The 24364-nt window shown below is 64.5% G+C and carries 24 protein-coding genes; 9 read left to right on the top strand and 15 right to left on the bottom strand.

Going from position 1 to position 24364, the window contains the following annotated elements; all coding sequences use genetic code 11:
• The first annotated feature begins 21 nt into the window (after positions 1–21).
• On the top strand, positions 22–360 hold the full coding sequence (locus AC07UK_RS13265) for a penicillin-binding protein (RefSeq protein ID WP_436224942.1): 339 nt from the start codon (positions 22–24) through the stop codon (positions 358–360).
• A 429-nt stretch (positions 361–789) separates the two neighbouring features.
• Complete coding sequence (locus AC07UK_RS13260; protein WP_494687101.1) at positions 790–2850, top strand: penicillin-binding protein 1A; 2061 nt, start codon at positions 790–792, stop codon at positions 2848–2850.
• A gap of 164 nt (positions 2851–3014) precedes the next feature.
• Here the strand turns inward: AC07UK_RS13260 and AC07UK_RS13255 are convergent, their stop codons facing one another.
• The 3 genes from AC07UK_RS13255 to AC07UK_RS13245 form a co-directional block, all read right to left on the bottom strand.
• Positions 3015–3494 (bottom strand): YMGG-like glycine zipper-containing protein, encoded by a 480-nt coding sequence (locus AC07UK_RS13255; protein WP_436224943.1) that lies wholly within the window; start codon positions 3492–3494, stop codon positions 3015–3017.
• Between the two features lie 276 nt (positions 3495–3770).
• On the bottom strand, positions 3771–3974 hold the full coding sequence (locus AC07UK_RS13250) for a cold-shock protein (protein WP_013953610.1): 204 nt from the start codon (positions 3972–3974) through the stop codon (positions 3771–3773).
• A gap of 249 nt (positions 3975–4223) precedes the next feature.
• Positions 4224–4598 (bottom strand): hypothetical protein, encoded by a 375-nt coding sequence (locus AC07UK_RS13245; protein WP_010812735.1) that lies wholly within the window; start codon positions 4596–4598, stop codon positions 4224–4226.
• 1005 nt (positions 4599–5603) lie between these two features.
• Here AC07UK_RS13245 and phaP4 point away from each other — a divergent pair.
• Positions 5604–6173, top strand: coding sequence for a TIGR01841 family phasin PhaP4 (phaP4, locus tag AC07UK_RS13240; protein WP_436224944.1), 570 nt, complete (start codon positions 5604–5606; stop codon positions 6171–6173).
• Between the two features lie 117 nt (positions 6174–6290).
• On the opposite strand, the gene AC07UK_RS13235 is transcribed toward phaP4, so the two are convergent.
• Positions 6291–6599 (bottom strand): EthD family reductase, encoded by a 309-nt coding sequence (locus AC07UK_RS13235; RefSeq protein WP_013953608.1) that lies wholly within the window; start codon positions 6597–6599, stop codon positions 6291–6293.
• 179 nt (positions 6600–6778) lie between these two features.
• Here AC07UK_RS13235 and AC07UK_RS13230 point away from each other — a divergent pair, with 179 nt between their 5' ends.
• From AC07UK_RS13230 to AC07UK_RS13215, 4 genes are all read left to right on the top strand, one after another.
• Entirely contained in the window at positions 6779–6982 is a 204-nt protein-coding gene (locus AC07UK_RS13230; protein WP_010812739.1) for a hypothetical protein, read from the top strand.
• Between the two features lie 119 nt (positions 6983–7101).
• A complete protein-coding gene (locus AC07UK_RS13225) occupies positions 7102–7341 on the top strand; it encodes a hypothetical protein (protein ID WP_436224945.1) in 240 nt (79 codons plus the stop codon).
• 210 nt (positions 7342–7551) lie between these two features.
• A complete protein-coding gene (locus AC07UK_RS13220) occupies positions 7552–8013 on the top strand; it encodes a hypothetical protein (protein ID WP_189374564.1) in 462 nt (153 codons plus the stop codon).
• A gap of 281 nt (positions 8014–8294) precedes the next feature.
• Entirely contained in the window at positions 8295–8606 is a 312-nt protein-coding gene (locus tag AC07UK_RS13215; protein ID WP_436224946.1) for a hypothetical protein, read from the top strand.
• Positions 8607–8703: 97 nt separating this feature from the next.
• Here AC07UK_RS13215 and AC07UK_RS13210 read toward each other — a convergent pair whose 3' ends face one another.
• The 8 genes from AC07UK_RS13210 to AC07UK_RS13175 form a co-directional block, all read right to left on the bottom strand.
• The gene (locus tag AC07UK_RS13210) at positions 8704–9294 is read right to left on the bottom strand and encodes a helix-turn-helix domain-containing protein (RefSeq protein WP_436224947.1); all 591 of its coding nucleotides are present in this window, start codon (positions 9292–9294) and stop codon (positions 8704–8706) included.
• A 57-nt stretch (positions 9295–9351) separates the two neighbouring features.
• Entirely contained in the window at positions 9352–10668 is a 1317-nt protein-coding gene (locus tag AC07UK_RS13205; protein WP_436224948.1) for a M20 family metallo-hydrolase, read from the bottom strand.
• Positions 10669–10683: 15 nt separating this feature from the next.
• Positions 10684–11988: an amidase gene (locus tag AC07UK_RS13200; protein WP_436224949.1), complete on the bottom strand. Its 1305-nt coding sequence runs from the start codon at positions 11986–11988 to the stop codon at positions 10684–10686.
• A 15-nt stretch (positions 11989–12003) separates the two neighbouring features.
• Positions 12004–12717: an ABC transporter ATP-binding protein gene (locus tag AC07UK_RS13195; RefSeq protein ID WP_436224950.1), complete on the bottom strand. Its 714-nt coding sequence runs from the start codon at positions 12715–12717 to the stop codon at positions 12004–12006.
• A complete protein-coding gene (locus tag AC07UK_RS13190) occupies positions 12714–13496 on the bottom strand; it encodes an ABC transporter ATP-binding protein (RefSeq protein WP_494687100.1) in 783 nt (260 codons plus the stop codon). Before AC07UK_RS13190 ends, AC07UK_RS13195 begins: the two co-directional genes overlap by 4 nt.
• The gene (locus AC07UK_RS13185) at positions 13493–14704 is read right to left on the bottom strand and encodes a branched-chain amino acid ABC transporter permease (RefSeq protein WP_494687099.1); all 1212 of its coding nucleotides are present in this window, start codon (positions 14702–14704) and stop codon (positions 13493–13495) included. Before AC07UK_RS13185 ends, AC07UK_RS13190 begins: the two co-directional genes overlap by 4 nt.
• Positions 14691–15620 (bottom strand): branched-chain amino acid ABC transporter permease, encoded by a 930-nt coding sequence (locus tag AC07UK_RS13180; RefSeq protein ID WP_013953596.1) that lies wholly within the window; start codon positions 15618–15620, stop codon positions 14691–14693. Before AC07UK_RS13180 ends, AC07UK_RS13185 begins: the two co-directional genes overlap by 14 nt.
• An 85-nt stretch (positions 15621–15705) precedes the next feature.
• Complete coding sequence (locus AC07UK_RS13175; protein ID WP_436224952.1) at positions 15706–16881, bottom strand: branched-chain amino acid ABC transporter substrate-binding protein; 1176 nt, start codon at positions 16879–16881, stop codon at positions 15706–15708.
• A 1005-nt stretch (positions 16882–17886) separates the two neighbouring features.
• Here AC07UK_RS13175 and AC07UK_RS13170 point away from each other — a divergent pair.
• Complete coding sequence (locus AC07UK_RS13170; RefSeq protein WP_494687098.1) at positions 17887–19923, top strand: galactose oxidase-like domain-containing protein; 2037 nt, start codon at positions 17887–17889, stop codon at positions 19921–19923.
• A 122-nt stretch (positions 19924–20045) separates the two neighbouring features.
• Here the strand turns inward: AC07UK_RS13170 and AC07UK_RS13165 are convergent, their stop codons facing one another.
• Genes AC07UK_RS13165 through AC07UK_RS13155 form a run of 3 tightly spaced genes read right to left on the bottom strand, consistent with a single transcriptional unit; the run spans position 20046 to position 23283 of the window.
• A complete protein-coding gene (locus AC07UK_RS13165; protein WP_436225365.1) occupies positions 20046–20993 on the bottom strand; it encodes a tripartite tricarboxylate transporter substrate binding protein in 948 nt (315 codons plus the stop codon).
• A gap of 53 nt (positions 20994–21046) precedes the next feature.
• Positions 21047–22057 carry an NADPH:quinone oxidoreductase family protein gene (locus AC07UK_RS13160; RefSeq protein WP_494687097.1) on the bottom strand — a complete coding sequence of 337 codons (1011 nt, stop codon included), beginning with the start codon at positions 22055–22057 and terminating at the stop codon, positions 21047–21049.
• Positions 22054–23283: a CaiB/BaiF CoA transferase family protein gene (locus AC07UK_RS13155; protein WP_494687096.1), complete on the bottom strand. Its 1230-nt coding sequence runs from the start codon at positions 23281–23283 to the stop codon at positions 22054–22056. The genes AC07UK_RS13160 and AC07UK_RS13155 overlap by 4 nt, the downstream gene beginning before the upstream one ends.
• Before the next feature lie 90 nt (positions 23284–23373).
• Between AC07UK_RS13155 and AC07UK_RS13150 the strand changes: the two genes are divergently transcribed.
• Positions 23374–24348 carry a LysR family transcriptional regulator gene (locus AC07UK_RS13150; RefSeq protein ID WP_436224956.1) on the top strand — a complete coding sequence of 325 codons (975 nt, stop codon included), beginning with the start codon at positions 23374–23376 and terminating at the stop codon, positions 24346–24348.
• Positions 24349–24364 lie beyond the last annotated feature (16 nt).

Genomic DNA, 24364 nt, shown 5'->3' with positions numbered 1-24364 from the left:
CTGGCAGAAGGAGTCATCATCATGCGACTCTCACTGATAGTCAGCGGCGCCATGCTGGCGCTTTCGGCGTGTACATTGGAGCCGGCCGGAACAGGCGCCTTTACCGTCATGGGGCCGGCCAGCTTCGATCGCACCTTCACCGCAGCCGCCGGGGCCATGCGCGACCAGGGCCTGGCGATCAGCGTCGAGGACCCGGTCAACGGCGTGGTCGTCGGCAGTCTGGATACCAGCACGGTGATGGCCGGAGTTCACCAGCAGGCAGACGGCTTCGTACGGGTGGAATTCGACGGCATGGCTGCACCCGATCCGGCGTTGATGGCGCGCATTTCGCGCAGCTACAACCGCCGCATGGGCCGCTGAAGCGCGTCAGAGGTCAGGCGATTGCTTCACTACCTCAGTTCGCTATGCGATCGAGCGCAGGCGTTCGGATCGCCGACGCGCGCTCGCATGCCATACGCCGCCCGCCGGCATTGATCGCAAAAATGACCGCCGCAAAGCCAGGAGCACAGGAAGCGCACGTTGGCCGTACGAAACAAATGTAATCGTTTGTTAATGCCGCCCGCGCAGCCCCGTATTGACAACAGATGCTTCCTTCCGCTTTGGTACGATCCCGCTCTTTCCGCAAAGCGTCCCGCCACCGTGAATCGCCGCTGTCTATTGTTTTGTCGTGAGTACTGCGCACGGTGGCTCATCCGCATCCAATCGCTGGCCGCTGCCAGCATCACGATAGCCAGGCGCGTCTTTCCCGGCGCGCTGCGCCGGCTTCGCCACCCGACACGACGCGGCATCATGCTGACGCTCGCCGCAGTGCCGGCGCTGTTTCTGCTGTACGTGCTGGCGCTCGTGCCGTTTACGCCGGGCATTGGCGATATCCGCAAAGCCCGCATCGACCGCCCAGCGCTGATCGTATCGGCCGACGGCAGAGTGATCGACGAATTCAAGCCGGTCAATCGCGAGTGGGTATCGCTCGGGCAGATCTCGCCGTACATGGTGGCTGCATTGGTCGCCACCGAAGATCGCCGCTTTTATGAGCATTACGGGATCGACTGGCTGCGTACCGCGTCGGCCGCGCTGCATACGTTCTCCGGCGACCGGCAGGGAGGCTCGACGATCACGCAGCAGCTCGCGCGCAACCTGTATCCCGACGAAGTCGGCCGCGCGCCGACCCTCGCGCGCAAGATCAGGGAAGCGATCACGGCGCTCAAGATCGAAGCCGTGTACAGCAAGGACCAGATCCTTGAGACGTACCTGAACAATGTGCCGTTCCTGTACAACGCCTACGGCGTGGAAATGGCCGCACGCACCTACTTCGGCAAATCGGCGCATCAGCTCGACATCCTCGAAAGCGCGACACTCGTCGGCATGCTGAAGGCCAACAGCACCTACAACCCTGTCCTGAATCCCGAGCGCGCATTGGAGCGGCGAAACACCGTGCTCGGGCAGATGAACAAGTACGGGAAGCTCAAGCCCGACGCTTACACCTGGTTGCGGCGGCAACCGCTCAACGTCAATTTCGGGTTGCAGACCGCGCCACGAGGCGCGGCGCCGCATTTTTCCGCGCAGCTGCGCAAGTGGCTGATCGCATGGGCCGAGCGCAACGGCTACAACATCTACGCCGACGGGCTGGTCGTGCGCACGACTATGGATTACCGTCTGCAGGCGATGGCGGTGCAGGCGATGGACTGGCAGGCGAGCCAGCTGCAATGGATCGCGAACGGGGCGTGGAACGAACGCACGGGCTGTTGGCCTGGCAACGACCTGTTCCGGACGTTCATCCGGCAAACGCCCGACTATCGCGCCGCACGCGATGCTGGTCAATCGGATCAGGCGGCGCTCAGGAAACTCGGCACCAACCCGACGTTCGTCCGCGCACTCTGCCGGAGCAAGACTCAGGTCCAGGCGGGTTTTGTCGCGATTGATCCGCGCAACGGCGATATCAAGGCATGGGTCGGCAGTCGCGACTTCAGTGACGCACCGTTCGATCACGTGCAGCAGGCCCGGCGCCAGCCGGGTTCGACCTTCAAGCCGTTCGTCTACGGGGCGGCGTTCGCGGACGGCGCGCGGCCAAGCGATACGATCGTAGACCGGAACGTCGCCATTCCACTGGCCGGCCAGGCGACCTGGCGGCCTACCGACGCGGCGCCGCCCACCGACCGGCCGATGACGCTGCGCGACGCGCTAGTGTATTCGCGCAACCGCGTCACCGCTCAGCTCATGCAAAAGGAACGCCCCGAGAAGGTCGCACGGCTTGCGCGCGCGATGGGCGTGCGCGACAGTCCGCTCGAAGCGGTGCCGTCGCTCGCGCTCGGCACGAGCCCGGTCACGCTCAAGGAAATGGTATCGGCGTACAGCACGATCGCGAACCGTGGCGCCTATGTCGAACCGCGCATGGTTACCCGCATCGAGGATCACGACGGCAAGGTGCTCGCCGAATTTGCGAGCGCAGCGCCGGAGCAGGCACTGCCCGCCGCCGCCGCGCAAACGCTCGTCGATGTGATGCGCGACGTCGTTATCCGGGGCACCGGCGCAGGCATCCGGACGCGCTTCGGGATTCGCGCCGACGTGGCCGGCAAGACGGGCACCACGCAGGACAACGCGGATGGCTGGTTCATCCTGATGCATCCGCAACTGGTCGCGGGCGCGTGGGTGGGTTTTGACGATGGACGTGTGACGCTCGGCAACGACTGGGGCCAGGGCGCGCATAGCGCGCTGCCGATGGTGGGCGCATTCTACGATATGGCGCTGCGTGCGCGGGTGATCGATCCGGACGCGCGGCTCACCCCTGAGACCAGGGCTCCTCGCAAGGTCCAGGCGCAACAGCATCGGCGCTTCCTGTTCTGGAGGTTTTGACGCCGACGCTGGCGGACGCGAAATTCGCCTTCACAGCTTCCGCCGACGCAGCGACCCGAGCCGGTCGACCGCAGCGGCGGCCGTCCGGAACCCGGCGCGCGACGCGGTCAAGCGCGCGATGGGACAGATGCCCCAATGACGGGCGCCATCGCGCGTCGCCTCGCTCAGTCGTCGTGACGATGCTTCTTTTGGCCCTTGTGCTTGCCCCGATTGCCATTCTTGTCATCGCCATAGCTGTTGCGCGACACATTGCCGTTCCTGTGGTCATCGGCATAGTTGTTGCGCGACACATTGCCGCCCAGCGCCGAACCCGCTGCACCACCGGCCGCGGCACCGACGATGCCGCCGGTCCGGCCGCCCAGGGCATTGCCGGCCGCAGCGCCGGCGCCACCGCCCAGCGCGCCACCCACGACGGCGCCAGTCCGTTCCTTCTTGTTGGCAGTCACCGCGCCGCCCGCACCGCCGCCCACCGCGCCGCCGATCACGGCACCCGTGCTGCCGCCCAGTGCGCCACCGACGGCCGCGCCCGCGGCACCGCCCAGACCGCCTCCCACGGCGTTCTTCAGGTCATCGGCCAACGCCGGTGTGGTGGCAGCGGCTAGCAGCAGGGTCAGGTACAGCGTGCGAAGTGATTGTCGAGTCATGTTCTTCCTCAATAGGGGGTGGTTGGCGATCCGCCGATGCAGGAGTTTACACGGGGCGGCAAGCGGCTCCGTCCGGAACTCGCAACGGTGGCCGGCTACCTCCGCCGCCATGACCCCGAGGCCTGTCGCGCTGAGCCCGGAATGCTGTTGTCAGTCGATATTGGCGCAGGAAATAGCGACCCCCAGGATGGGGTCGCCACGAGCCGGAAAGCAAAAAAGCCCTTCGCAATTCGTGGAGGGCTTTGTCAATTCAGGCCGTCAGGCGGCGCAGGGCGACTATAGCGGGCGAATCTGTGACGCTTGTGGGCCTTTCTGACCTTGCGTGACTTCAAATTCCACTCTCGCACCTTCCTCCAGCGATTTGAATCCGGTGCCCTGGATTTCGCTGTGGTGGGCAAACAAGTCCTTGCCGCCATCATCCGGCGTGATGAACCCATAGCCCTTTTCACTGTTAAACCACTTCACGATGCCAGTCGCCATCTCGTCCTCGACATTTAGTGCACACAGGTTGCGTGCTGAGAAGTCCCGCCCCAGAATCGCCCCGTCGCCAGAATATGGTTGAACGCGATACGGCGCGCCGAACCCCTAGCATACCGAAGAGGAGGGCGGGCAGTATCTGCGGGTTAACCTCTGGGTGAGAGCGCTGAAGATGAGGCGGGCGAGTCGCGATACGGGCTGGGTGCGCAAATTTCCGACCGCCGAATCGGAGGAAATCCCCCCGATCCAGGCTTACTCAGTCCAGACGGCATCGACGTCCCGCAACAGGTGCCCGGCCAGGATGTAGTCGCCAGCCTTCATGGCTTTTGTCTCCAGGGCAACCAACTCGTTGGCTGCGAGCTGGTCCAATGCAAACTGGCAGTAAAGGTTCCGTTGCCGGAAGGACACCTTTGGCCGGCTGAGGCCGGCAATGAGCGCCGCGAGGGACTTCACGGCAATGCTTTCGTGTCCCCGATACTCCACCCGTATCCCTACCTTATTACCTAGGCGCCCGAGCTCAATGGCATCCTGCCAGCCTGACTCATAGTCGAGCTCGACCAGCGCGACCCCCTCTGCCTCCAGGAGCCTGATAGCTTCCCCTTTGGTTCCAGCCCGAGCCGTTGTCATTTCTGCCTCCACTCACACCTTCCCGCGCGCGGGTCGCCGGCCTGCTTCAACGTGCAACTGAACTCAACGGCACGTCGCCCCGCTCATGACTCTTGGCTTCAGATTTGGAGTCAAGATCCTGCTTAATTCTGACGTAAGAAAAATCTAAGTCAATATAGAATCGCCCTGTAGTCCTGCTACCACCACCCGCGCAACCGCTCCGGCGACGCGGGTTTTTTTTGACACAGAGCGGTGCTCATTCGGCCTGAAGCTCAATGCCTTTCCCCGGCAGCGGCATATTGGTAGCAGACCTCGGCGAGTGGTGCTAATGCAAGCCGTCCGGCCGGTCGGCGAATGAATGCTCCTGAACCTGGATGCATATCACGTTGCGATATTCGTCGAGCTTTCCCTGCGCACGTTTTGGCAATGGAGAAAATACCGGGGATTACGTCAGACATGCTTCCAATCATATTGAACACAAGGTGGTAAGCAACTAAGATGAACGTTCCGGGTGCGAGAACAAGCACCCGCCAGCCAGAACCTCGCGTCCGAGACGAAACAAGCGGCCTGTGCAAACCAGGCCGGCTGTCACGGACGGTAGTGAAGTCCCGTAGCAAAAGTAAACCTACAGCTTGGGAGACGACTGTGCTGAGTCATCATGAATTCGCCACGCTTGTACTGGTAAGCGGCAGCTCCGACCCAACGGAGCTGGACCGCGCGGATATGGATACGCTGCTCGCGTATCAACTGGTTACGCTTGAGCGCCTTGGGCCAAACCGAAGCCGCCCTCAGGTGACAATCCAGGGCTACGCTTTTCTGAAAGCCCTCGGCCGAGTTCGCGCAAGGGAAGGTCAGGCTCGCCAGGCCTGCTTATGAGCGTATTGCTTTAGCTGGTAGTGACTGCGGACGTTGGCGCGCTTTCGGCTGCCAGGGTCACAATGCAGCCATCGTTTTCCAATCGATTCACGTCCCGTCGGAGCTCTCATCGGATGGCTCAGGTGGCGGGTCGTACTTAGGAGACGCAAGATGACTCAGTGGTCCCCCGAGCAATTCATGAAGGTCCAGATGGCAGGCATTGAAGCCCTGACCGGGCTGACCGGCAAGGCCTTTGAGGGCTTCGAAAAACTGCTGGAGCTGAATCTCCAAACGATGAAGACGGCGCTGGCTGATTCACGAGAAGGCGCAAGGAAAGCGCTCTCAGCCAAGGACCCGCAAGAACTGGTCGAATTGCAAATCGAACTATTTCAACCCGCAGCCGACAATGTCTTGGCGTATCGCCGTCAACTGTACGACATCCTCGCCGCCACCCGGGCGGAGTTCGAGAAGGTCGCCGAGGTCCAATACACGGCAGGCAAGCAGGGTCTGCAAGACTTCCTTGGAAGCGTGGTGAGCCAAACGCCAGCCGGCACGGCGGCGGCGCCGTTGGCTGCCTGGCAGGAGGCCGTCAACGCGACCACTACGCTCTATGAGTCGATGCAAACGACGGCAAAGCAGGCCGTGCAAGTGGCTGAGAGCAGCTTCAATACTGCTGCGCAGGTGGCCTCGAAAGGCATGCAACGTCGTGCGGCACAGGCCTCAAAGGCGGCTGCAAATTAAGTCGGCTTTGGCTCCTGGAAAGCCAGAAGAGGTGGAGCGCTGGAGGCGGCCATGTGCTTTGCACCGCCGCCGATCTCTCGCCTCCCCTGTGCCGCAGCGGGGCCACGAACCGCCGGCCTAGACTTCCTTCGTGTCGAATATCAGCATGTCAACGCCGGCCTGGGCAAAATTGGCCAGGTCGGCTGCTGCGGCGGCGCCCTCAGGCGAAGCCATTGCCTGCCGGAGCGCCGCCAGCGAATCGAAGCTCAGCACCGCAACCAGGTGAATCGGCGAATCGCCGGCTGGGCTTGCAACCGGGCCGCTGCTGACCTCGTAGCTTCGCAGGCCGGCGATCTTCTTGGCGATCGGAACATGGGTCGAGAAGTAATAGGAATCAAACGCCGCCGTGTCCGCAGGCTTCTTGTATAGCACCATCAGCTTTGCCATCGTGGTTCCTCCAAGCGTGAGTTAGATAGAGCCCGAGCTTGCCAGTGTAGCTTCCCTGCAGCGTGTGAACCCCATTTCCGTCAGGACACGTATCGTCCGGCGCGCTTGATGCACAGCGCGCACTGCGGATTGACCAGTGTCTTCATGCTACGATTTTCCTATCTAAATCGGAGGTCGTCATGACAATCGAAAGCTACCAGGGCTACATCGTCCGCGGCTTTGCCAAGCAGCTTGGCGACGGATCCTTCGAGGCATCCGGTGCAGTTGAGAAGGACGGCCGCATCGAGGAAGGATCGGATCCCTTGGGGTACTACCCCTCGTTTGAGCGTGCTGCGGCAGCCGGCATTGCCTGGGCGAAAGCGTGGGTAGATGATCACGGCTGAACCCCTCTGAAATCGACCGCCCAGATCCACGGATTGGCAGTCTACGCGCCGCCGCAGTTGATGCCGGATGGGGCGTTCTTTCGTCATGCTAGGATTCCTCCAAACGATGGGAGGTCGCCATGTCGAGCCATGCCTGGGTAGAAGAAGGGGAATACTACTGCCACTGCACGGTCTGGAAGACTAAATCCGGGACCTGGGAGGCATCGGTATTGTTCGAGCGAAGAATCGATCACGCAAACGAGTTTGTCCCAGGCTTGCGGCACAAGATCAAAGCCTCGTTCAGTAGCGAGGACGAGGCAATGACCGAGGCAATCGCTTACGCAAAGGCTTGCGTCGAGAACACCAAGACCGGCTTGTAGCCCCATGCGGCTACGCCGAAGCGTTTCGATTCCTTCACCGACTAGCTCGCCATCTCAGGCACGTTGACGACCGGTGCTGCCGTCATTGGCGCGGGTTGACGGCTACAGCTAGCCCCGCCCCCCGCGCTGTGGGACACGATTTCTTACAACCGGGGGAGGTGCCCGTCGGTATCCTTGCGGCAAATTCGCCAACTGCAAGCGCAGGTCACCATGAAATCCCTATTTGTGCTCACCGTAGCCACGGCAGCACTTCTCACCGGCTGCGCCATCGCTCCCTATGATGACGGCTACTACCACGGCGGTTACTCGCGTCCGATTTACGGCGGCGGTTACTCCGATTGGGACGGCGCGAGGTACTACGGCGGCAACCGAAAGTGGGGCGGTGACTGGGATCGGGGCTGGGACCGGGACGAGAAGCGAAACAGGGGCCGTGATTGGAGCGACCGTGACAACCGCGGCTGGAACCGTGGCGGAGATCAAGGCGAAAACCGCGGCGAGAAGCGTGGATGGAATCGCGGCGATGAGCGCGCGGAGAATCGCGGCCGGGACCGGCGAGGCGAGCGTGGCGAGGACCGGGGCAATGACCGTGGCGGTAACCGCGGTGATGACCGTGGGCGGAATCGTGATGCCGACGGTGGCAACGGTCGCGGCAGAGACCGCAACAAGGATTGATGCGCCAGCCGCTGACTTCTGCCCGCATCGCAGGGCAGGCCTGCGAGCACAGCTGCGACGCGCTGACCGATAGCCCTACCCGTTGACGGAAAGGTCTCTGGAGCTTGACTGAAGCGTCAGCTTACGAAGGAGTGGATACAAAGCCTTACAAGACGCACAAGCGCCGTGGTCAACCGTCACAACCTGCCGCCGTTACACGAGGTAACCAGCTTTAGGTTCTGCTCATACCAAACAGGGCGAGAACGCCCTAAGGTATTGGCAACATTCGACGGAACAGCATCATGCAGAAGATCTTGGCAGTTTGTGCAATCGCAGCCGCATCCGTGCTTGCGTCAGGCGCCGCCCAGGCAAGGGTAGACGTCGGAATTGGCATCGGTATTCCAGGTGTCGTAGTTGCAGCGCCTCCACCCCCGGTGTACTACGAGCCGGCCCCAGTTTACGTGGCTCCGCGCCCGGTGGTAGTGGCGCCAGGTTACTACGACGATTGGCAAGCACGCGCATGGCGTGAACAACAGTGGCGTGAGCGGCGGTGGAGGGAACGCGAGTGGAGAGAGCGCCATCGCGAGTGGCACCGTTGGCACGATGACGACTAGGACTTAGGCCGTCAGGTTCTACGCTAAGTCTGCCTTCCTGCGGGCCTGACCCGAGGCGCGGGCTTCCCTGCGGAAGCCCGCTTTTCGTCCACCCGTCTCAGAAGGTGGCCGGCGAATTCACCCACAGCACCCTGGCCACGACGTCGCCCACATTGCGGTAGCCATGCGGCACCTGGCTGGCGAACGTGAAGGCATCGCCCGGGCCGATCAGGTAGACGTCGTCGCCGAGCATCAGTTCGAGCTGTCCTTCTAGCACGTAGCCCACTTCCTCGCCCTGGTGCTCGATCTGCCCGTCGCTGGCCTCGCCGGGCCAGACGATGTGGATGTTGGCCTGCAGCAGGCCGCCACGCTTGGGCAGCACCACGCGTTCGAGCGCCACGCCGCCGGCCCGGATCACCGGGCGTTCACCATGCCGCAGGATCGGCGACTGGTTTGGCTCCTCGTCGCTGGTCAGCGCGCCGATATTGGTGTCCAGCGCTACGGCCAGCCGGTGCAGCGTGGTAAACGACGGGGTGGCCAGCCCGCGCTCAATCTTTGAAATCAGGCTTTCCGAGCAGCCCGCCTTCCCGGCGAGCTGCAGCAGCGTGTAGCCGGCCACCAGCCGGGCGTGGCGCAGCTTGACGCCAAGCGTCAGGGTGGCCGACTTGCTGTCGGCCGCTTCAGGAGGGTGGCGCTCGGTCTTTGCCATGCAGGCTCGGAATGGGTTGGACTTGGATCGGCCGCCAGGCGCCGTACGTCGATGTGTTCAGCGGCTGGCCAGTTCGGCGACAGTGTAAGCCAGTGCCTGGGCTCCAAGGAACAGATCGGCGCCTTCCGTATCTTCGGCGGCATTGTGGCTGATGCCCCCTTTGCTTGGCACGAAGATCATCGCCGTGGGGCAATGGTCGGCCAGGTACATGGCGTCGTGGAACGCGCCGGAGGTCAGCCGCATCGGCAGCGCGCGGCCGGCGTTGCCGCTGGCACGCGAGCAGGCGCGCTCGATGGTGCCCAGCATGGCCTCGGGGAAATGCGTCGGCTCGCGATGGAAGAAGCGCGTGACCGTGACCGCTTCGGGCGCATGTGCGTGCCTGACACACGCCGCGCGCAGTGCCGCTTCGGCGCGGTCAAGCGCGGCGTCGTCCAGGCAGCGCATATCGACCGTGAACGTGACGTGGCCGGGAATGGTGTTGACCGAGTTCGGCGCCACGCTCCAGCGGCCCAGCGTCAGGCGCAGTTCGGGAGTGCCGGGGGCGGCCGCATGGCGCGGCGCCAGCGCGTACAGGTCTTGCGCGATGGCCACGGCCGCGGCCATCGCATCGTGTCGTACCGCCATCGGCGTGGTGCCGGCATGGGCCATCGTACCCGTGCATTCCACGCGGAACCAGCGCACCGCCTGGATGCCGGTGACCACGCCCAGCGGCACATTTGCGCCTTCCAGCACCGGCCCCTGTTCGATGTGCAGTTCGACGCATGCCGCCATCGGCCGCGCCATCGGCACCCTGGTCACGTCATGGCTTTCCGCCAGCGCGGCATCGAGCGCCTCGCCGAAGCGAATGCCGGCCGCGTCAGTCACGTCGCGATAGCCTGCCAGCCGCGCGGGTTCGACGAAGGCGCTCGACCCCATCGCGCCGGGACCGAAGCGGCTGCCTTCCTCGTTGGTCCAGGACACGACCTCGATGGGGCGCAAGGTCTCAATGCCGGCCGCGTTAAGCGCGGCAATCACTTCCAGGCCGGCCAGCACGCCGTACGCGCCGTCGTACTTGCCGCCCACCGGCTGCGTATCGGCGTGGCTGCCGGTCAGCACCGGCGGCAGGTCTTCGCGGCCGGGGCGGCGGAAAAACAGGTTGCCGCAATCGTCGATGCCGACTGTGCAGCCCAGCGCGCGTGCCTGGTCGATCAGGTGGCGCCGGGCGGCCAGGTCGGTCGCGGTCAGCGTTTCGCGGGAAACGCCGCCGTCGTGGCGCAGGCCAAACCGGGCCAGGGCTGCCAGCGATGCGGCCAGCCGCCCGGCGCCCACATGATCCTGTGCGCGTTCTGCAATGGTTTGTGCGCTGGCGAAGGTGGGCGGGTTCGATACGGTCAATTTGATCTCCAGATATCAGGCAACGCTGGCGCCGAGCGCCTGCTCAAGGCGATGAGCCATGCCGAGCACGCGGGCATCGGCATGGCGCGGCCCCGTCACGGTCACGCCAACCGGCATGCCGGTGGCGCCGGTGCCCGTCGGTACATGGACGCATGGGGTGCCCAGCAGCGACCACATGCGGCAGAAAATCGGATCGCCGGTGGCGCCAAGGCCGGCAGGCGCTTCGCCTTCGGCGCTAGGGGCCAGCACGACGTCGAATTCGGCCATCGCCATGCTGAACGCCGTGCGGGCAGCTTCCGCGTGGGCCAGCGCGACATGGAAGCGCTGGCCGGTGACGGCGCGGCCCGCTTCGAGTTGGCGCGCGAAAGCCGCGCTGAAGCCTTCTGCGTGCTCGCGTGCTTCCGGCGCGAATGCGGCGAGTGCCTCGAATGCCATGATGTCCAGTTGGGCTTCAGTCAGCCCGTGGCAAGCCTGCGGCAGGTTGAAGTCGCGCACCGTGCCACCGATGCGTTCGAGCGCACGGATCGCGGTGTCCAGCGCGGCTTGGGTATCGGCACTGGCGCGTTCCCAATGCGGCGTGCGGCAAATGCCGATGCGCAGCGGCGCGTGGTGTAGCGTGGACGCATCCGCTACCGCGGCATCGCGCGCCAGGGTGCCGATGAAGAAGGCCGCGTCCTCCACGCGGCGGGCCAGCACGCCCACCGTATCCAGGCTCGGTGCCAGAGGCTTGATACCGGCCAGCGGCAGCGTGCCATGCGTGGGCTTGTAGCCCACCACGCCGCAATAGGCGGCCGGCCGGACTATCGATCCCGCAGTCTGTGTGCCGAAGGCCAGCGGCACCATGCCTGCGGCGACGGCGGCCGCCGATCCGCTCGACGAGCCGCCGGGGGTGCGGGGCCTGTCCGCCGGCGCGCGCGGGTTGCGGGTCGGGCCCGGCTGAAACGTGGCGAATTCGGTGGTGACGGTCTTGCCGACCACGACCGCGCCCGCCGACCGGGCCAGTGCCACCGCCGCCGCATCCACGCCCGGCCGATGTCCGGCGTATATCGGCGAACCATAAGTGGTCGGCATGTCGGCCGTATCCATCAGGTCCTTGACGCCAAGCGGCACGCCCGGCAACGCGCCTGACGCGCCGCCGGCGTCCAGCCGCCGCGCATGCGCCACGGCGGTGTCGCCACCCACGTGCTGCCAGGCCAGAATGCCTGGGTCTTGCGCCGCAATTCGTGCCAGCGCCGCACGGACCACCGCTTCGGCGCTCAGTTCGCGCCGGGACACCATCTGCGCCAGAGTGCGGACCGGAAGATCGAGGAAGTCGTCCATCGCATGTTCTCCGGATCAGCCGAAATAGGCTGCGCGAACCTCATCGTTCTCGCGCAGCGCCTGCGCGGTGCCCTGGGCCGCGACACGGCCCTGGCTCAGCACATAGCCCTGGTGTGAGATGGCCAGCGTCTGGCGCGCGTTCTGTTCCACCAGCAGTACCGTCATGCCCAGTTCGTTGATCTGCTGGATGACCTTGAAATTCTCCTTCACATAGAGCGGCGACAGGCCCAGCGACGGCTCGTCGATGACCAGCAGCCGCGGCTGCGCCATCAGTCCGCGCCCGATCGACACCATCGCCTGTTCGCCGCCGGACATGGTGCCGGCGAGCTGGCCCGCGCGCTCGCGCAGCCGGGGGAAGATCGTGTACACGCGCTCGATGCGCTCGCGCACCCTGGCCGGGTCCGCCTGAAGGAAGGCGCCCAGCGCAAGGTTTTCAGCCACCGTCATGCGCGGGAACACCTTGCGGCCTTCGGGAATGCAGGAGATGCCGCGTGCGATGATGTTGTGGGTCTTCTCGCCCGCGATGTCCGTGCCGTCCCACAGGATGCGTCCCTGGCGCGGCGGTGTCAGGCCCAGGATCGAGCGGATCAGCGTGCTCTTGCCGGCGCCGTTGGCGCCAAGGATGCATGTGATCTTGCCCGGCGGCACCTCGATCGAGACATCGTGCAGGACGTTGACCTTGTCATAGCCCGTGGTCAGCCCTTCCACGCGCAGTGTGCTGTCGCTCATGCGGCTTCCTCCCCCAGATAGGCGGTCTGCACGTCGGGATCGGCGGTAATCTCGGCGTAGGTTCCCTCGGCGATCTTCTTGCCGTAGTTCAGCACGATGCAGCGGTCGGTGATCCGCTCGATCACGTTCATCTCATGCTCGATCAGCACCACCGACAGGTCCTGCAGCTTGCCGCGCACCTGCAGGATGTCGTCCATCAGCTCGTGGGTCTCGTCATGCGTCATGCCAGCCGAAGGCTCGTCGAGGAGCAGCAGGCGAGGGCGGCTCATCAGGGCCCGGCAGACCTCGATGCGGCGGCGGTCGATCATCGTGAACGTTTCCACCGGCTCGAACAGGCGCGCCACCAGCGGCGGGCTGAAGCTGCCCAGCAGCTCGCGCACCGACTCCACGTAGCGCTCGTACTCGGCGCGGAACGCCTTGCGCCGGAACAGGTTGAAGACCAGCCCGTGCTGCATGTTCTGGTAATCGCCGATCACGATGTTGTCGAATACCGTCAGCGGCAGCGACAAGCGCGAACGCTGGAACGTCCGCGCCACGCCGCTGCGGTAGATCTGCTGTGGCGTCTTGCCGATGACGTTGTCGCTGTCATAAGTGATTGTCCCGGCGCTTGCCTTGTATAGCCCCGTCAGCACGTTGAAGAACGTGGTCTTGCCGGAGCCGTTGGGGCCGAGCAGGCCCAGGATCTCGCCACGGCGGATATCGAGCTGGAGGTTGTCCAGCGCGGTCAGGCCGCCAAAGCGCATGGTCAGGTCGCGCACCTGGATCATCGCGTCGCTCATTGCGCATCCTCCCGGGGAAAGAACAGGCGGGTCTTGCGCGGCATCAGGCCGTCCGGGCGGAACAGCAGGATGGCGATCACCAGCGCCGCGTAGAACAGGAAGCGGTATTCCTGGATGAACTGCAGCTTTTCGGGCAGCACCAGCACGATGATGGCCGCTGGCACCAGGCCCACCACGTTGCCAAGGCCGCCCAGGATCACGATCGACAGCATCAGCAGCGAGTCGGCGAAGGTGAAGTTGTTGGGCGCCACGAACGCAGTGACCATGCCGTAGACACTGCCCGCGATGCCGGCGAAGAAGTTGCCGAGCATGAACGCAATCACCTTCCACCGGGCGATGTGCAGGCCGAACGCGGCGGCGGCGGTCTCGTCGGTGCGCACCACGTCCATCGCCAGGCCTACCCACGAGCGCTCCAGCGCCTTGACCACGGCAAACGTGCCCGCACAGATCAGCAGGCTCAGCAGCGCATAGCTGGCGTAGAACGACACGTCCACGCCGAACAGTGTCGCGCCCTCATTGAACGCGAAGCCGAACAGCGTCATCCCGGGAACCTGCAGGCCCTGCGGCCCGCCCAGCACGTCGTTGACTTCAAGGAAGGTCTTGAACAGGATGCCGAACGCGATGGTCACCAGCGCCGCATAGTGGCCGCGCGTGCGCAGCACGGGCGCAACCAGCACCGAGCCGATCACGGCCGCTGCCACGCCAGACAGCACGATCACCAGCACGTGAGGAATGCCCGTGTGCGCGGCCAGCACGGCCGTGGTGTAGGCGCCGATGCCAAAGAACGCCGCGCCCGCGAAGTTGGACACGCCGGAAAACCCGAACTGGACTGTCAGCCCCAGGCAGGCGGTGGTGTAAAGCAGCACGGCGCACAGCATCAGCAGGACGAAATGGCTCTCGTGGAACAGCGCGATCAGCGCGAGCGTGCCGGCCAGCGCCCATAACCTGGACTGGCCCGGTCGCCGCACTGCCGCCTGCTCCACGGCCTGCGTCAGGCCCAGCCGGCCTGCGGCAAACACCGCAGCCCCGGCCAGTGCCAGCAGCACGGCCACCGCCAGTTGCGATTCCGCATGCAGGAAGCCGTAGAGATAGGCCACCATGGCGATGGCCGCGATGGCCAGCACCATGGCCGGGCGCCGCTGCGGGCCGTCGGCTGTGGCGCCGGGGGCCGCAGGCAGCGGCTTCGAGACGTTGTCAGACACGTTCACTGGCTTTCTCCGCGATGAGTCCGGTCGGCTTCCAGGCCATCAGCACGATGACCACGGCAAAGGCGAATACGTCCTTGTAGGCGCTCGGGATGTCGGGCACCAGGGCCGGCAGCATGGCACTGCCCAGCACCTGCAGCGCCGCAAACAGGAAGCCGCCGAGGATGGCGCCGTAGATATTGCCGAGCCCGCCAAGGATGGCAGCGGCAAAGCCGATCACTCCCAGCAGCAGCCCGACGTTGAAGTTGATCTCGTTGTAGTAGAGGCCGTTCATCACGCCCGCCAGTGCCGCCATGGCGGACCCCAGCGCAAATGTGACCAGTACCACCACCTCGAAGTTGATGCCCATCAGCCGGGCCGTTTCGCCATCCTGGGCCACGGCACGAATGGCCATGCCAAAGCGCGTGCGGGTGATCAGCAGATGCACGCCGAGGATGATGGCCACGCCGGCGGCCAGCAGGATCAGGTTGTCCGCGCGGATGGAGAGCGCGCCGATGGTGAACTCGCCAGCGGGCAGCAGCGCGGGAAACGGCTTCGGGTTCGAGCCGTCCGGGTAGAACAGCCGGACCGCCTCACGCAGCACGGTGCCCAGCATCAGCGTGGCCAGCAGCGTGTTCAGCGGTGGCGCACGGCGCAGCGGCAGGATCAGGACGCGGGCGATGCCGGCGCCCAGCAGGCCGGTCACCGTCACCGCGCACACCACGATGGCCAGCAGCTGCAGCCACGGGGAATCCACGTGCATCGCCACCACGCCGGCTGATGCCGCCAGCCCGGCAAACGCGCCCACCATCAGCACATCGCCATGAGAAAACTTGATCACGTCGAGCACACCGAAGAACAGCGTGAACCCGACCGCCACCATGGCGTAGATCATCCCGAGCATCAGCCCGTTAAAGACGTACTGCCCTAATACACTCATTGGTATCCCCCGAATTCCGGATGCCCAGGCAGGCGGGCGCGGGGCCGGGCGGGGGGCAGGAGCGCCCCGAACCCGGCCGCCATGCTTACAGGCCGGTCAGCTTCTTCTTGCCCTTGCCGTAGGTGCTGTCTTCCCAGATCACCCACTTGCCGTCTTCCACCACATACTTGGTGATCAGCGGCACCACGTTCTGGCCGTGGTCGTCGAAGGTGACCTTGCCGATGATGGTGTTCACGTCCCTGGTGCCGTTCAGCACATCACGCACCTTCTTGCGGTCCGGTCCCACCTTTTCCACGGCGTCCATGATCAAATTGGCCGCGGCAAACGCAAACGGGCCATACGCTTCGGGCGGTTCACCGTATTTCTGCTGCGTGTAGCGTTCCATGAAGAACTGGCCGCCCGCCAGCTTCTCCACCGGCGCGCCTTCGATGAACGCCAGCGAACCTTCCGACAGCGGTTTGCCCACGCCTTCGATATAGGCATCGGACTTGATGCCCGACGTGCCTTCGAACTGGGCCTTGATGCCGAGCTTGTCCATCTGCGTGCGGATGCGCACGCCCAGCGGCGTGAGGCCGCCGAAATACACCACGTCGGGCTTCAGTTCGCGGATCTTGGTCAGCTCCGTGGTGAAGTCCTGCTGATCGGCTGTCACGCCGAACGTGCCGACGATGGTGCCGCCATCCTTCTTCAGGAACTCGCTGAAATACTTGTTGTGGCCCTTGCCGTAGTCGGTGGTGTCATGGATGATCGCCCACTTCTTGTAGCCCAGCCCGGTCATGAATTTGGCCGCCACTTCGCTCTGGTTGATCATCGTGCCGTTGACGCGATGGATCTCCTTGAACTTGTTGCCGTAGGTGACCTCGGGCAGCACGGCGCCCCACACGACGGCGGGCATGCCGAAGCGGCTGTAGACGCCCACTGTGCCCATGGCCACGGCAGAGCAGAAGTGCGTCACGCCGGCAACGATGGACTTGTCCGCCGCTATCTTGGTCGCCACCTGCACGCCGACGTTCGGCCGGCATTCGTCGTCCTGTACCACCAGTTCATAGGTGTACCTGGCCTTCGGGTCCGCATTGCGCAAGCGCACGGCCAGGTCCGCGGAATTGCGTCCGCCCAGGCCGATCGACGACACGCCACCGGTCAGCGGACCGACAAAGGCAATCTTGACGACATCCTTGGCCTGCGCCGGTGCTGCCGTCAGGACCATTCCGGTCGCAGCGGCTGCGATGGCGGCGGCTACTGCAGTGTGTTTCTTGCGCACTCTCTTCCCCCTGGGTTGCATGAACAAATTGGACGGACCGCTGCGCGGCGTCACGGACCCGAACCGATGCAAGGCGCCTGCGGACGCCCGGGAAAGCTTGGAAAGCTGCCTGCACCATCTTCAAGTCACTTGAATACTATGCAACAGACATGCCAACCTTCAACGAGCGAAAACCCGTAGCTTGAATGGGGGCTGGGAAAATGAGGGGGGGCCGTGCTCAATCTGGCGCATGGGCGCACGGTTGCGGTGCGCCGCAGAGCAAACAAGGGAAGAAACAAATGGTGGGACTAAGGTGCTGCGTGCATCTGAAAAATTCGCCATCGGCGCGTCGGGGGGCTCTCAATGCCACCTTTTCGCCACTGGCATCGGCATGACATGGGTTCACGAGCATCCTCATTACCCGGATATTCATCACGGCACTTACATCCATCAAATCCAGACTCCAACGCGGAGAGCTGTTGAAGCCGCACCGTGCACTGGCGACTGCCGAACGGCACGTATGGCACGTATGGCACGAGGTGGACGGCCATTGTCATCTTGGATGCACATGCCAAGGCCAATGTCTTTGTCTCCACTCTGTAACAATATTTCCGACTTGCGCTAGCCGGCAATTCTCCCACCGCCACATTTCCGAAAAGAATCAACGAACTAGCTTTGTTGGCACCGATCTCGCTTCGCTTCCCGGATCAATTCGCTATTCCGGGGAGACCGTCGGGCGTGCGCCGGCGACGCCGGTGCGCACTCAAGTTGGCAGTGAAGCTGCCGCCCGAAGGGAGCATTGGATGGACCCGGACCAGACCAAGAATGTCGTCCCGGGCGCTTCCCGCCTTTGCCACGCTGGCGGGATGTTCCGCCCGCGCAGGGGTCAGCCAAATGCGCCACAGAATTCAGCGCAGGGAGGGCGCCACGAGTACCTTGGTTGAAACAGCTTTTTATGGTCGGGGGTAGCTGCTGGCTGCAGACCTCGAACTATATTCCTGAACAGATGGCCTCAAAGGAGGTCGTATGAAGAACCGTCATAAGGCCCTGTCACTAGCGGTGACAGGCACATGCTCATTCTGGCTTATCGCCACTCCGGTCGGTACCGTTCTGGCGGCGGATGGATGTCCTGCCGCCGGTCCGGCGGTATGCGGAGAAAAGAGTGGTTTGATTCCGATTCACAAGGACTTTATCCACACCTCCCTGATATGGAATAAGAAGTACGCGGAATGTCCGAAGATGCTGATCTGGATGCGGCCGTCGGAATACAAGCCGAAGCACTATCTCAATCCGCCGGTGCAGGGCGGTGGCTTCCCGGGATTCAACCAGAAGTACATCGAGCTGGTACAAGGCGGTTTCGGGCTCGGGCAGCTCGACGAAAGCGGCTGGTCGCGCTACAGCTCTGACCTCGAGCGAGAAAACACCCAGATCGTCGATGTCTGTGGACTGCAGTCCTTGATCAATGCCGGCACATTCACCAAGACGGCAGTTGCCGATCTGACCAGCGCGGACATCAGCTATACCGACCCGTTCTTTTCGGACGCCGGTTTTTCCAGGGGACTGGGATATAACCTGTTCTGTACTGGCCACGTCGCCGGCATTGATGGCCGCATCTACGTAGTCGGGCTGCATGACAAGGGTGGCAACAATGGCGGCAGGAAAGTCAATATATTCGACCCCAAGACCGAGCAATGGGTATTCAGGCCTGTCCCTTGCGTCAGATCCGGCTTTGAATCGGACCCGACCGGCGTCTTGTCACATTGCGATCCGCTGAAGGAGGACAACACCGATCCACCGATTTCCTCGGATATGGAGTACCAACGCTGGTACCCGACCGCCGTGACCCTGCCCGATGGCAAGATCCTGATCCTGTCCGGCTCGGACCAGAATACCGCCGTGGGGCCGGCCAATGCGAGTGCCACCAAGGTGCGCCAGGCAGTCCCGGAATTATATGACCCCAAGACGGATTCGACGGTTGCACTAAAGAACGCGCAGAAGCTGCTGCCAATGTATCCCCGCGCCTTTGTCGTCCAGACCGGCCCTGGCGAGAACGACTGGAAGGTCGCGGTAACATCCGAAGTCGTACCGCCCCTGCCAGGAGAACCGGGCGGGCTCAGTATCCGGGGATATGATCCTTTCTTCTACAGCGGCAAGACCTACCTGTTCGATGTCCAGGCGGCGCTGGCCGATCCACTGATCGCCACGCAGGCACAGAACCATTGGGCATATGTCGATACGGCGCAGAACGCCCACGACAGTGGCGCCGGGGTCATCATGGTGACGATCAATGCCGATGGCACATGGTCACAGGATGTGTTCCTTTTCGGCGGATCGAATGGCGGCAACACACCGGCCGCAGCGACGGCAGAAACGATCAATTTCTCCAGTGCGGCACCAAAATGGAGGCCCCTCGCCAACCTGGCACTGCCCGCCACGCAGAATAATGTGGTGGCCCTGCCGGATGGGAAACTGCTGGTCGTTGGTGGTGCCGATGGAAACGTGAACAGCCTTGCCTATCAGATGTTCAATCCGGCCGACGGCAGCAGGACCGACGTGGTCACGTCGCCGGTGCCCCGGCATGACCATTCCACTGCGCTACTGATGCCAAATGGTGGTGTATGGGTGATGGGAGGCAACCGGGTCAACCTGATACCGGGATCACCCCAGACTCCCCAGACCCAGGCGCAGCGGGACGCCGCAGTTCCGGTCCTTGAATTCTACAAGCCGCCTTATTTCTTCAAAGGAGCGAAGCCGGTCATCAATAACAGCCCGAACAGTATCCACTACGGCAATACCTTCAAGCTGGACGTCTCCGCCGCCGAGGTCGAATCGGTTGCGCTGGTGCGTACGGGGCCGGTCACTCACAACTGGACTTGGGGAAACCGATACGTGAAGCTCCCGGTCCGGGTTCAGAACGATGGCAAACTGGATGTCACTGCTCCGCCGCTGCCAGGGCTTGCGATTGCCGGCGACTACCTGCTCTTCGCCGTTGGCAAGAATGGGACCGTCAGCGAAGGGCGACATGTGCTGCTAAAGTCCAAAGGCGACCCTGCGAACGATTAGTCTTGGCAGACACTGGCCCACCGCCGAACGGGTCGGCCCTTGCCAGCTTACCTGCAATTTGCGATCGTCTGGAAACCTGGCCGACACCCCGCATCGGCCAGTCCTGCGGCAACCGCCATGCGCTACTGGTCTGCCTTCGCCCCCGAGCGCCGCACGATTTCCGCCCATTTCCTGCCTTCGGAAGCGTTGTAGCGGGCAAAGTCGCCGGGTGAAGAGCCGACCGGCTCGGCGCCCATGTCGGCATATTGCTGCCGCACATCGGGCCGCTTCAGCGCGCTGGCCGCATGCGCGGCCAGCTTTTCCACGACCGGGGCCGGCGTGCCGCGCGGCGCCCACAGGCCGTACCAGGTGCTGATGTCGAAGCCGGGCAGGCCGGACTCGGCGACGGTGGGCACGTTTGGCAGCGCGCTCGCGCGGCGCGCGGTGGTCACGGCAACGGCACGCAGCTTGCCGGACTTGATGAAGGGCATCGCCGACGGCATGGAATCAAACATCAGCTGGATCTGGCCGCCCATCAGGTCTGTCAGCGCCGGCGCGCTGCCCTTGTACGGCACATGCTGCATCGGCACCTTTGCTGCCAGCTTGAACGATTCGCCGGCCAGGTGCTGGGCCGAGGCATTGCCCGCCGAGCCGAAGTTGAGCGCACCGCCCTGACTATTTGCGTAGGCGATCAGGTCCTGCACAGTCTTTACCGGCGATGCGTTGTTGACCACCAGCACCAGCGGCACGTCGGCCAGCTGCGTGACGGGAACGAAGTCCTTGAATGAGTCATAGCGCATCTTCGGCTGGATGCTGGGGTTGATCACATGCAGCGAGGCATTGGCCAGGATGGTGTAGCCGTCGGCGGGCGCGCGCGCCACGGCTTCGGCGCCGATCATGCCACTGGCGCCGGGTTTGTTGTCGACCACCACGCTCTGGCCCAGGCTCTCGCCCATCTTGACCGCGACCACGCGCGCGAGCAGGTCGGTCGGTCCGCCGGCGGGGTAGGGCAGCACCATGCGCACGGGATGCAGCGGGAAGTCCTGCGCGACGGCGGCAGCCGGCAGCGCGGCAGCGGCTGCCGCAAGCATCAGTGCGGCGCGCAGCCGCGGCCACGCAGGAAGTCGTTTCTGGTATCGGGTGTTCACGTCTCTGTCTCCTTGATTTTTATCGCTACCTTGCCCACCACCTGGCGGGATTCCAGCGCGGCCAGGGCGTCGCCCAGGCCGGTGATCGGATAGACCGCGGATACGGTCGGCTCCAGCTTGCCCCGCGCGGCCCAATCGAACAGCGTCGCCATGACTTCCTGCAGCGCGGCCGCATGCTCGGCCCGTTCGTTGGCGGGCGTCCAGCCGATGTAGCGGCCAAAGAAGAACCCGTGCAGCGTGAGGTTCTTGACCAGCAGCAGGTTGACCGGAGCCTGCGGGATGGTGCCGCTGGCAAAGCCGATGCTGAGGATGCGAGCGTTCGCCGCCGCAGCGCGCAGCGCCTGGTTGAACAGGTCACCGCCGACCGGGTCCACCACCACATCCGCGCCACGGCCGTCCGTCAGCGCCTTGACCGATGCGGCCAGGTCCGCCGGGGCCAGCGCGTGCGTGGCGCCGCGCCGCAGCGCGTCGGCACGCTTGGCCTCGGTGCTGGCGCAGGCGATGACCGTGGCGCCGAGCTGGCGCGCAATCTCCACGGCGGCCAGCCCGACACCGGCCCCGGCGCCAAGCACCAGCACCGTGTCCTCCGGGCGCAGCGCACAGCGCCACACCAGCCCGCAATACGCCGTGCCATAGGAAATCGGGATCGGCAGCGCAGCCTTTGGCGGCAGCGCGTCCGGGACGCGGTAGACGGTGTACTCGGGCACGGTGACCTGCTCGGCAAAGCAGCCCCAGTCCGCGATCGCCACCACCCGGTCGCCGGAACGCAGCCGCGTGACCGCGTCACCGCAGGCCACCACGCGGCCGACCGCTTCGGTGCCGGGCACGAAGGGCAACGGGGGGCGCCGCTGGTACTGGCCGGCGATCATCAGGCCGGTGGCATGGCTGACGCTGGCGTACTCGACGGCAATCGTGACCGCATGCGCGTCGGCCAGCGCCGGTTCCGGAATGGTCTGCAGCGCCACGTCCTGCACGCCGCCGAACTGCTTGCAGACAAGCGCCTTCATTGCACACCTGCCTTGGCCGCCGGGGCCGTCGCCTGTCGCACCACACCCTGCTGCAGCCATGCGTCGATGGCCTGCTGGCCGAAGCCGGCCTCGCGCAGGACCTGCACGGTATGTTCGCCGTTGGCCGGCGCCGGGCCGGCTGGCCGGCGCATGTCGCGCGCCGGGATGCCGGCGAAGGGAAGCGGTCCGAGCCCCGGCTGCGCGATCGTCTGGAAGGTCTGCTGGTGTGCGGCCTGCGGGTGCGCCAGCACGTCGTCATAGCTGCGCACCGGGGCATGCAGCACGTCATGCCGGCTGAGGATGTCTTGCCATTGCGCGGTCGTGCGCGTGGCGATCTGCTCGGCCACCTGCTGGTTCAGCAGCCCGGCGTGGGCCATGCGCGCGGCGTTGTCGGCGAAGCGCGGGTCTTCCAGCCAGCCGGTGCGGTCCAGCGCATGGCATAGCTTGGCGAACTGCGCGTTGTTCAGCGCCAGCAGCGTCACGCTGCCGTCGCTGCTGGCATAGACGCCATTGGGCGCGCTCACCGGCCCGGCGGCCGCCGGGCCACCGATCGCATGCTCGAGCAGGTTGTTGGCCTGCAGCGCACAACAAGCATCGAACAGGTTCAGCTCGACATGGCCGCCGCGCCCGCTGCGAAAGCGCCGGCACAGTGCCGCGGCGCAGGCCTGGGCGGCATAGAGGCCGGTGGCGGCGTCGGCCAGCAGCATGCCGATGCGGCGCGCGCCACCGTCGGCGGCACGGTTGGCGAACATCAGCCCGGAGTCGGCCTGCATCACCGAGTCCGAAGCCGGATAGTCGGCATAGGGACCATCCGGGCCATAGCCGCTGATCGACACATAGACCAGCGCGGGCCGTTGCGCGGCCAGTGCCGCATAGCCCACGCCCAGCCGTTCCGCCACCTGCGGGCGGAAGTTCTGCACGACGATGTCGGCCTGCAGCGCAAGGCCGAGCAGCACTTCCTTGCCGGCGTCGGTGGTGGCGTCGATGCAGACGCTGCGCTTGCCGGCGTTATAGGCAATCGTCAGCGCGCTGGTCTCGCCGCGCACGACCCCGACCTTGCGGCCCCAGTCGCCCGCGGGCGGCTCGACCTTGACGATTTCCGCGCCTTGCTGCCACAGGATGTGCGCGCAGTATGGGCCGGCAATGCCCTGGCTGATGTCCAGCACGCGCAGGCCGGTGAAGGGCAGGTCGGTGTCGGACAGGTCGGAAGCGGGCAGTGCGGACATGGGATTCGAAGGGTGGATAAGCAGGAGGTTTATGCTAGGGTTGGCTTCCTGACAGGACAATCCCTCGATTTGTGCCTACGGTGTTGACTCATGATTGACAATAATTTCGATCTCAACCTGGTGCGGCTCTTCGTCACCATGGTCGAGTCGCGCACGCTGACCGCCGCCGCCGAGCGCAGCGGCATGACCCGCTCCAACGTATCGCGCCGCCTGAAATTGCTGGAGCAGCACCTGGGAGCTCAGTTGATGCGCCGCACCACGCGCCATGTCGAACTGACCGAAGCGGGCCAGTTGCTGTACGCGCATGGGTTGCGCATGCTGGACGAACTGCAGTCGGCCAATACCTCGATCGACAGCCTTGGCCAGGTGGTGCGCGGCGACGTGCGTATCCGCCTGCCCACGGGACTGGGTCATCTCTACCTGACGCCATTGCTGCTGGAATTCGCGCGCAACTACCCGCAGATTTCGCTGCGCGTCGTCATCAACGACAACATTGGCGACCTGATCCCGGCCGAGGTCGACATGGCGCTGAAGATCACCTCGCAGCCGCCCGATGACCACGTGGCGCGGCGCATCTGCGATGTCGGCTGGTGCCTGTGCGCGTCGGCATCGTTCCTGGACAGTCACGGGCCGATCCGGACCGTGGCCGACCTGGAGCGCTGCGACATGATTGCCCCGGCATCGCTGGGGCGCCGCTTTACGCTGAAGGTATGGTTGGCGGGCACGCCGATGACGTTGCGCGTGTCGCCCCGGATCCAGTCAGGCGACTATCCGTTCCTGTTTGAGTCGGTGATGGGCGGGCTGGGCGTGGCACTGCTGCCGCGCTATGCGGTCTGGCGGCAACTGCAGTCCGGACAAATGCGCGAGGCACTGGCCGAGTGCGAAGCCGAAGGCGTGGGCGACAGCGTCTACATGCTGACCGCGCCAAACCGCTATCCGACGCTGGCAACGCGGACGCTGATGGACTTTATCCGCCTGCACCTGGAGCGGCAGGCAGAGAACTGGGGGCGCCGCAACCTGCCTGCGGCATCGGCCAATGAAAGCAACGCCGCCCCAGCGTCTTGACCGATGGGGCGGCATG

This window comes from Cupriavidus sp. GW821-FHT07C08 (assembly GCF_059419025.1).
The sequence above is the reverse complement of the archived record's forward strand: the minus strand, read 5'-3'. Positions and strand labels throughout refer to the sequence as shown.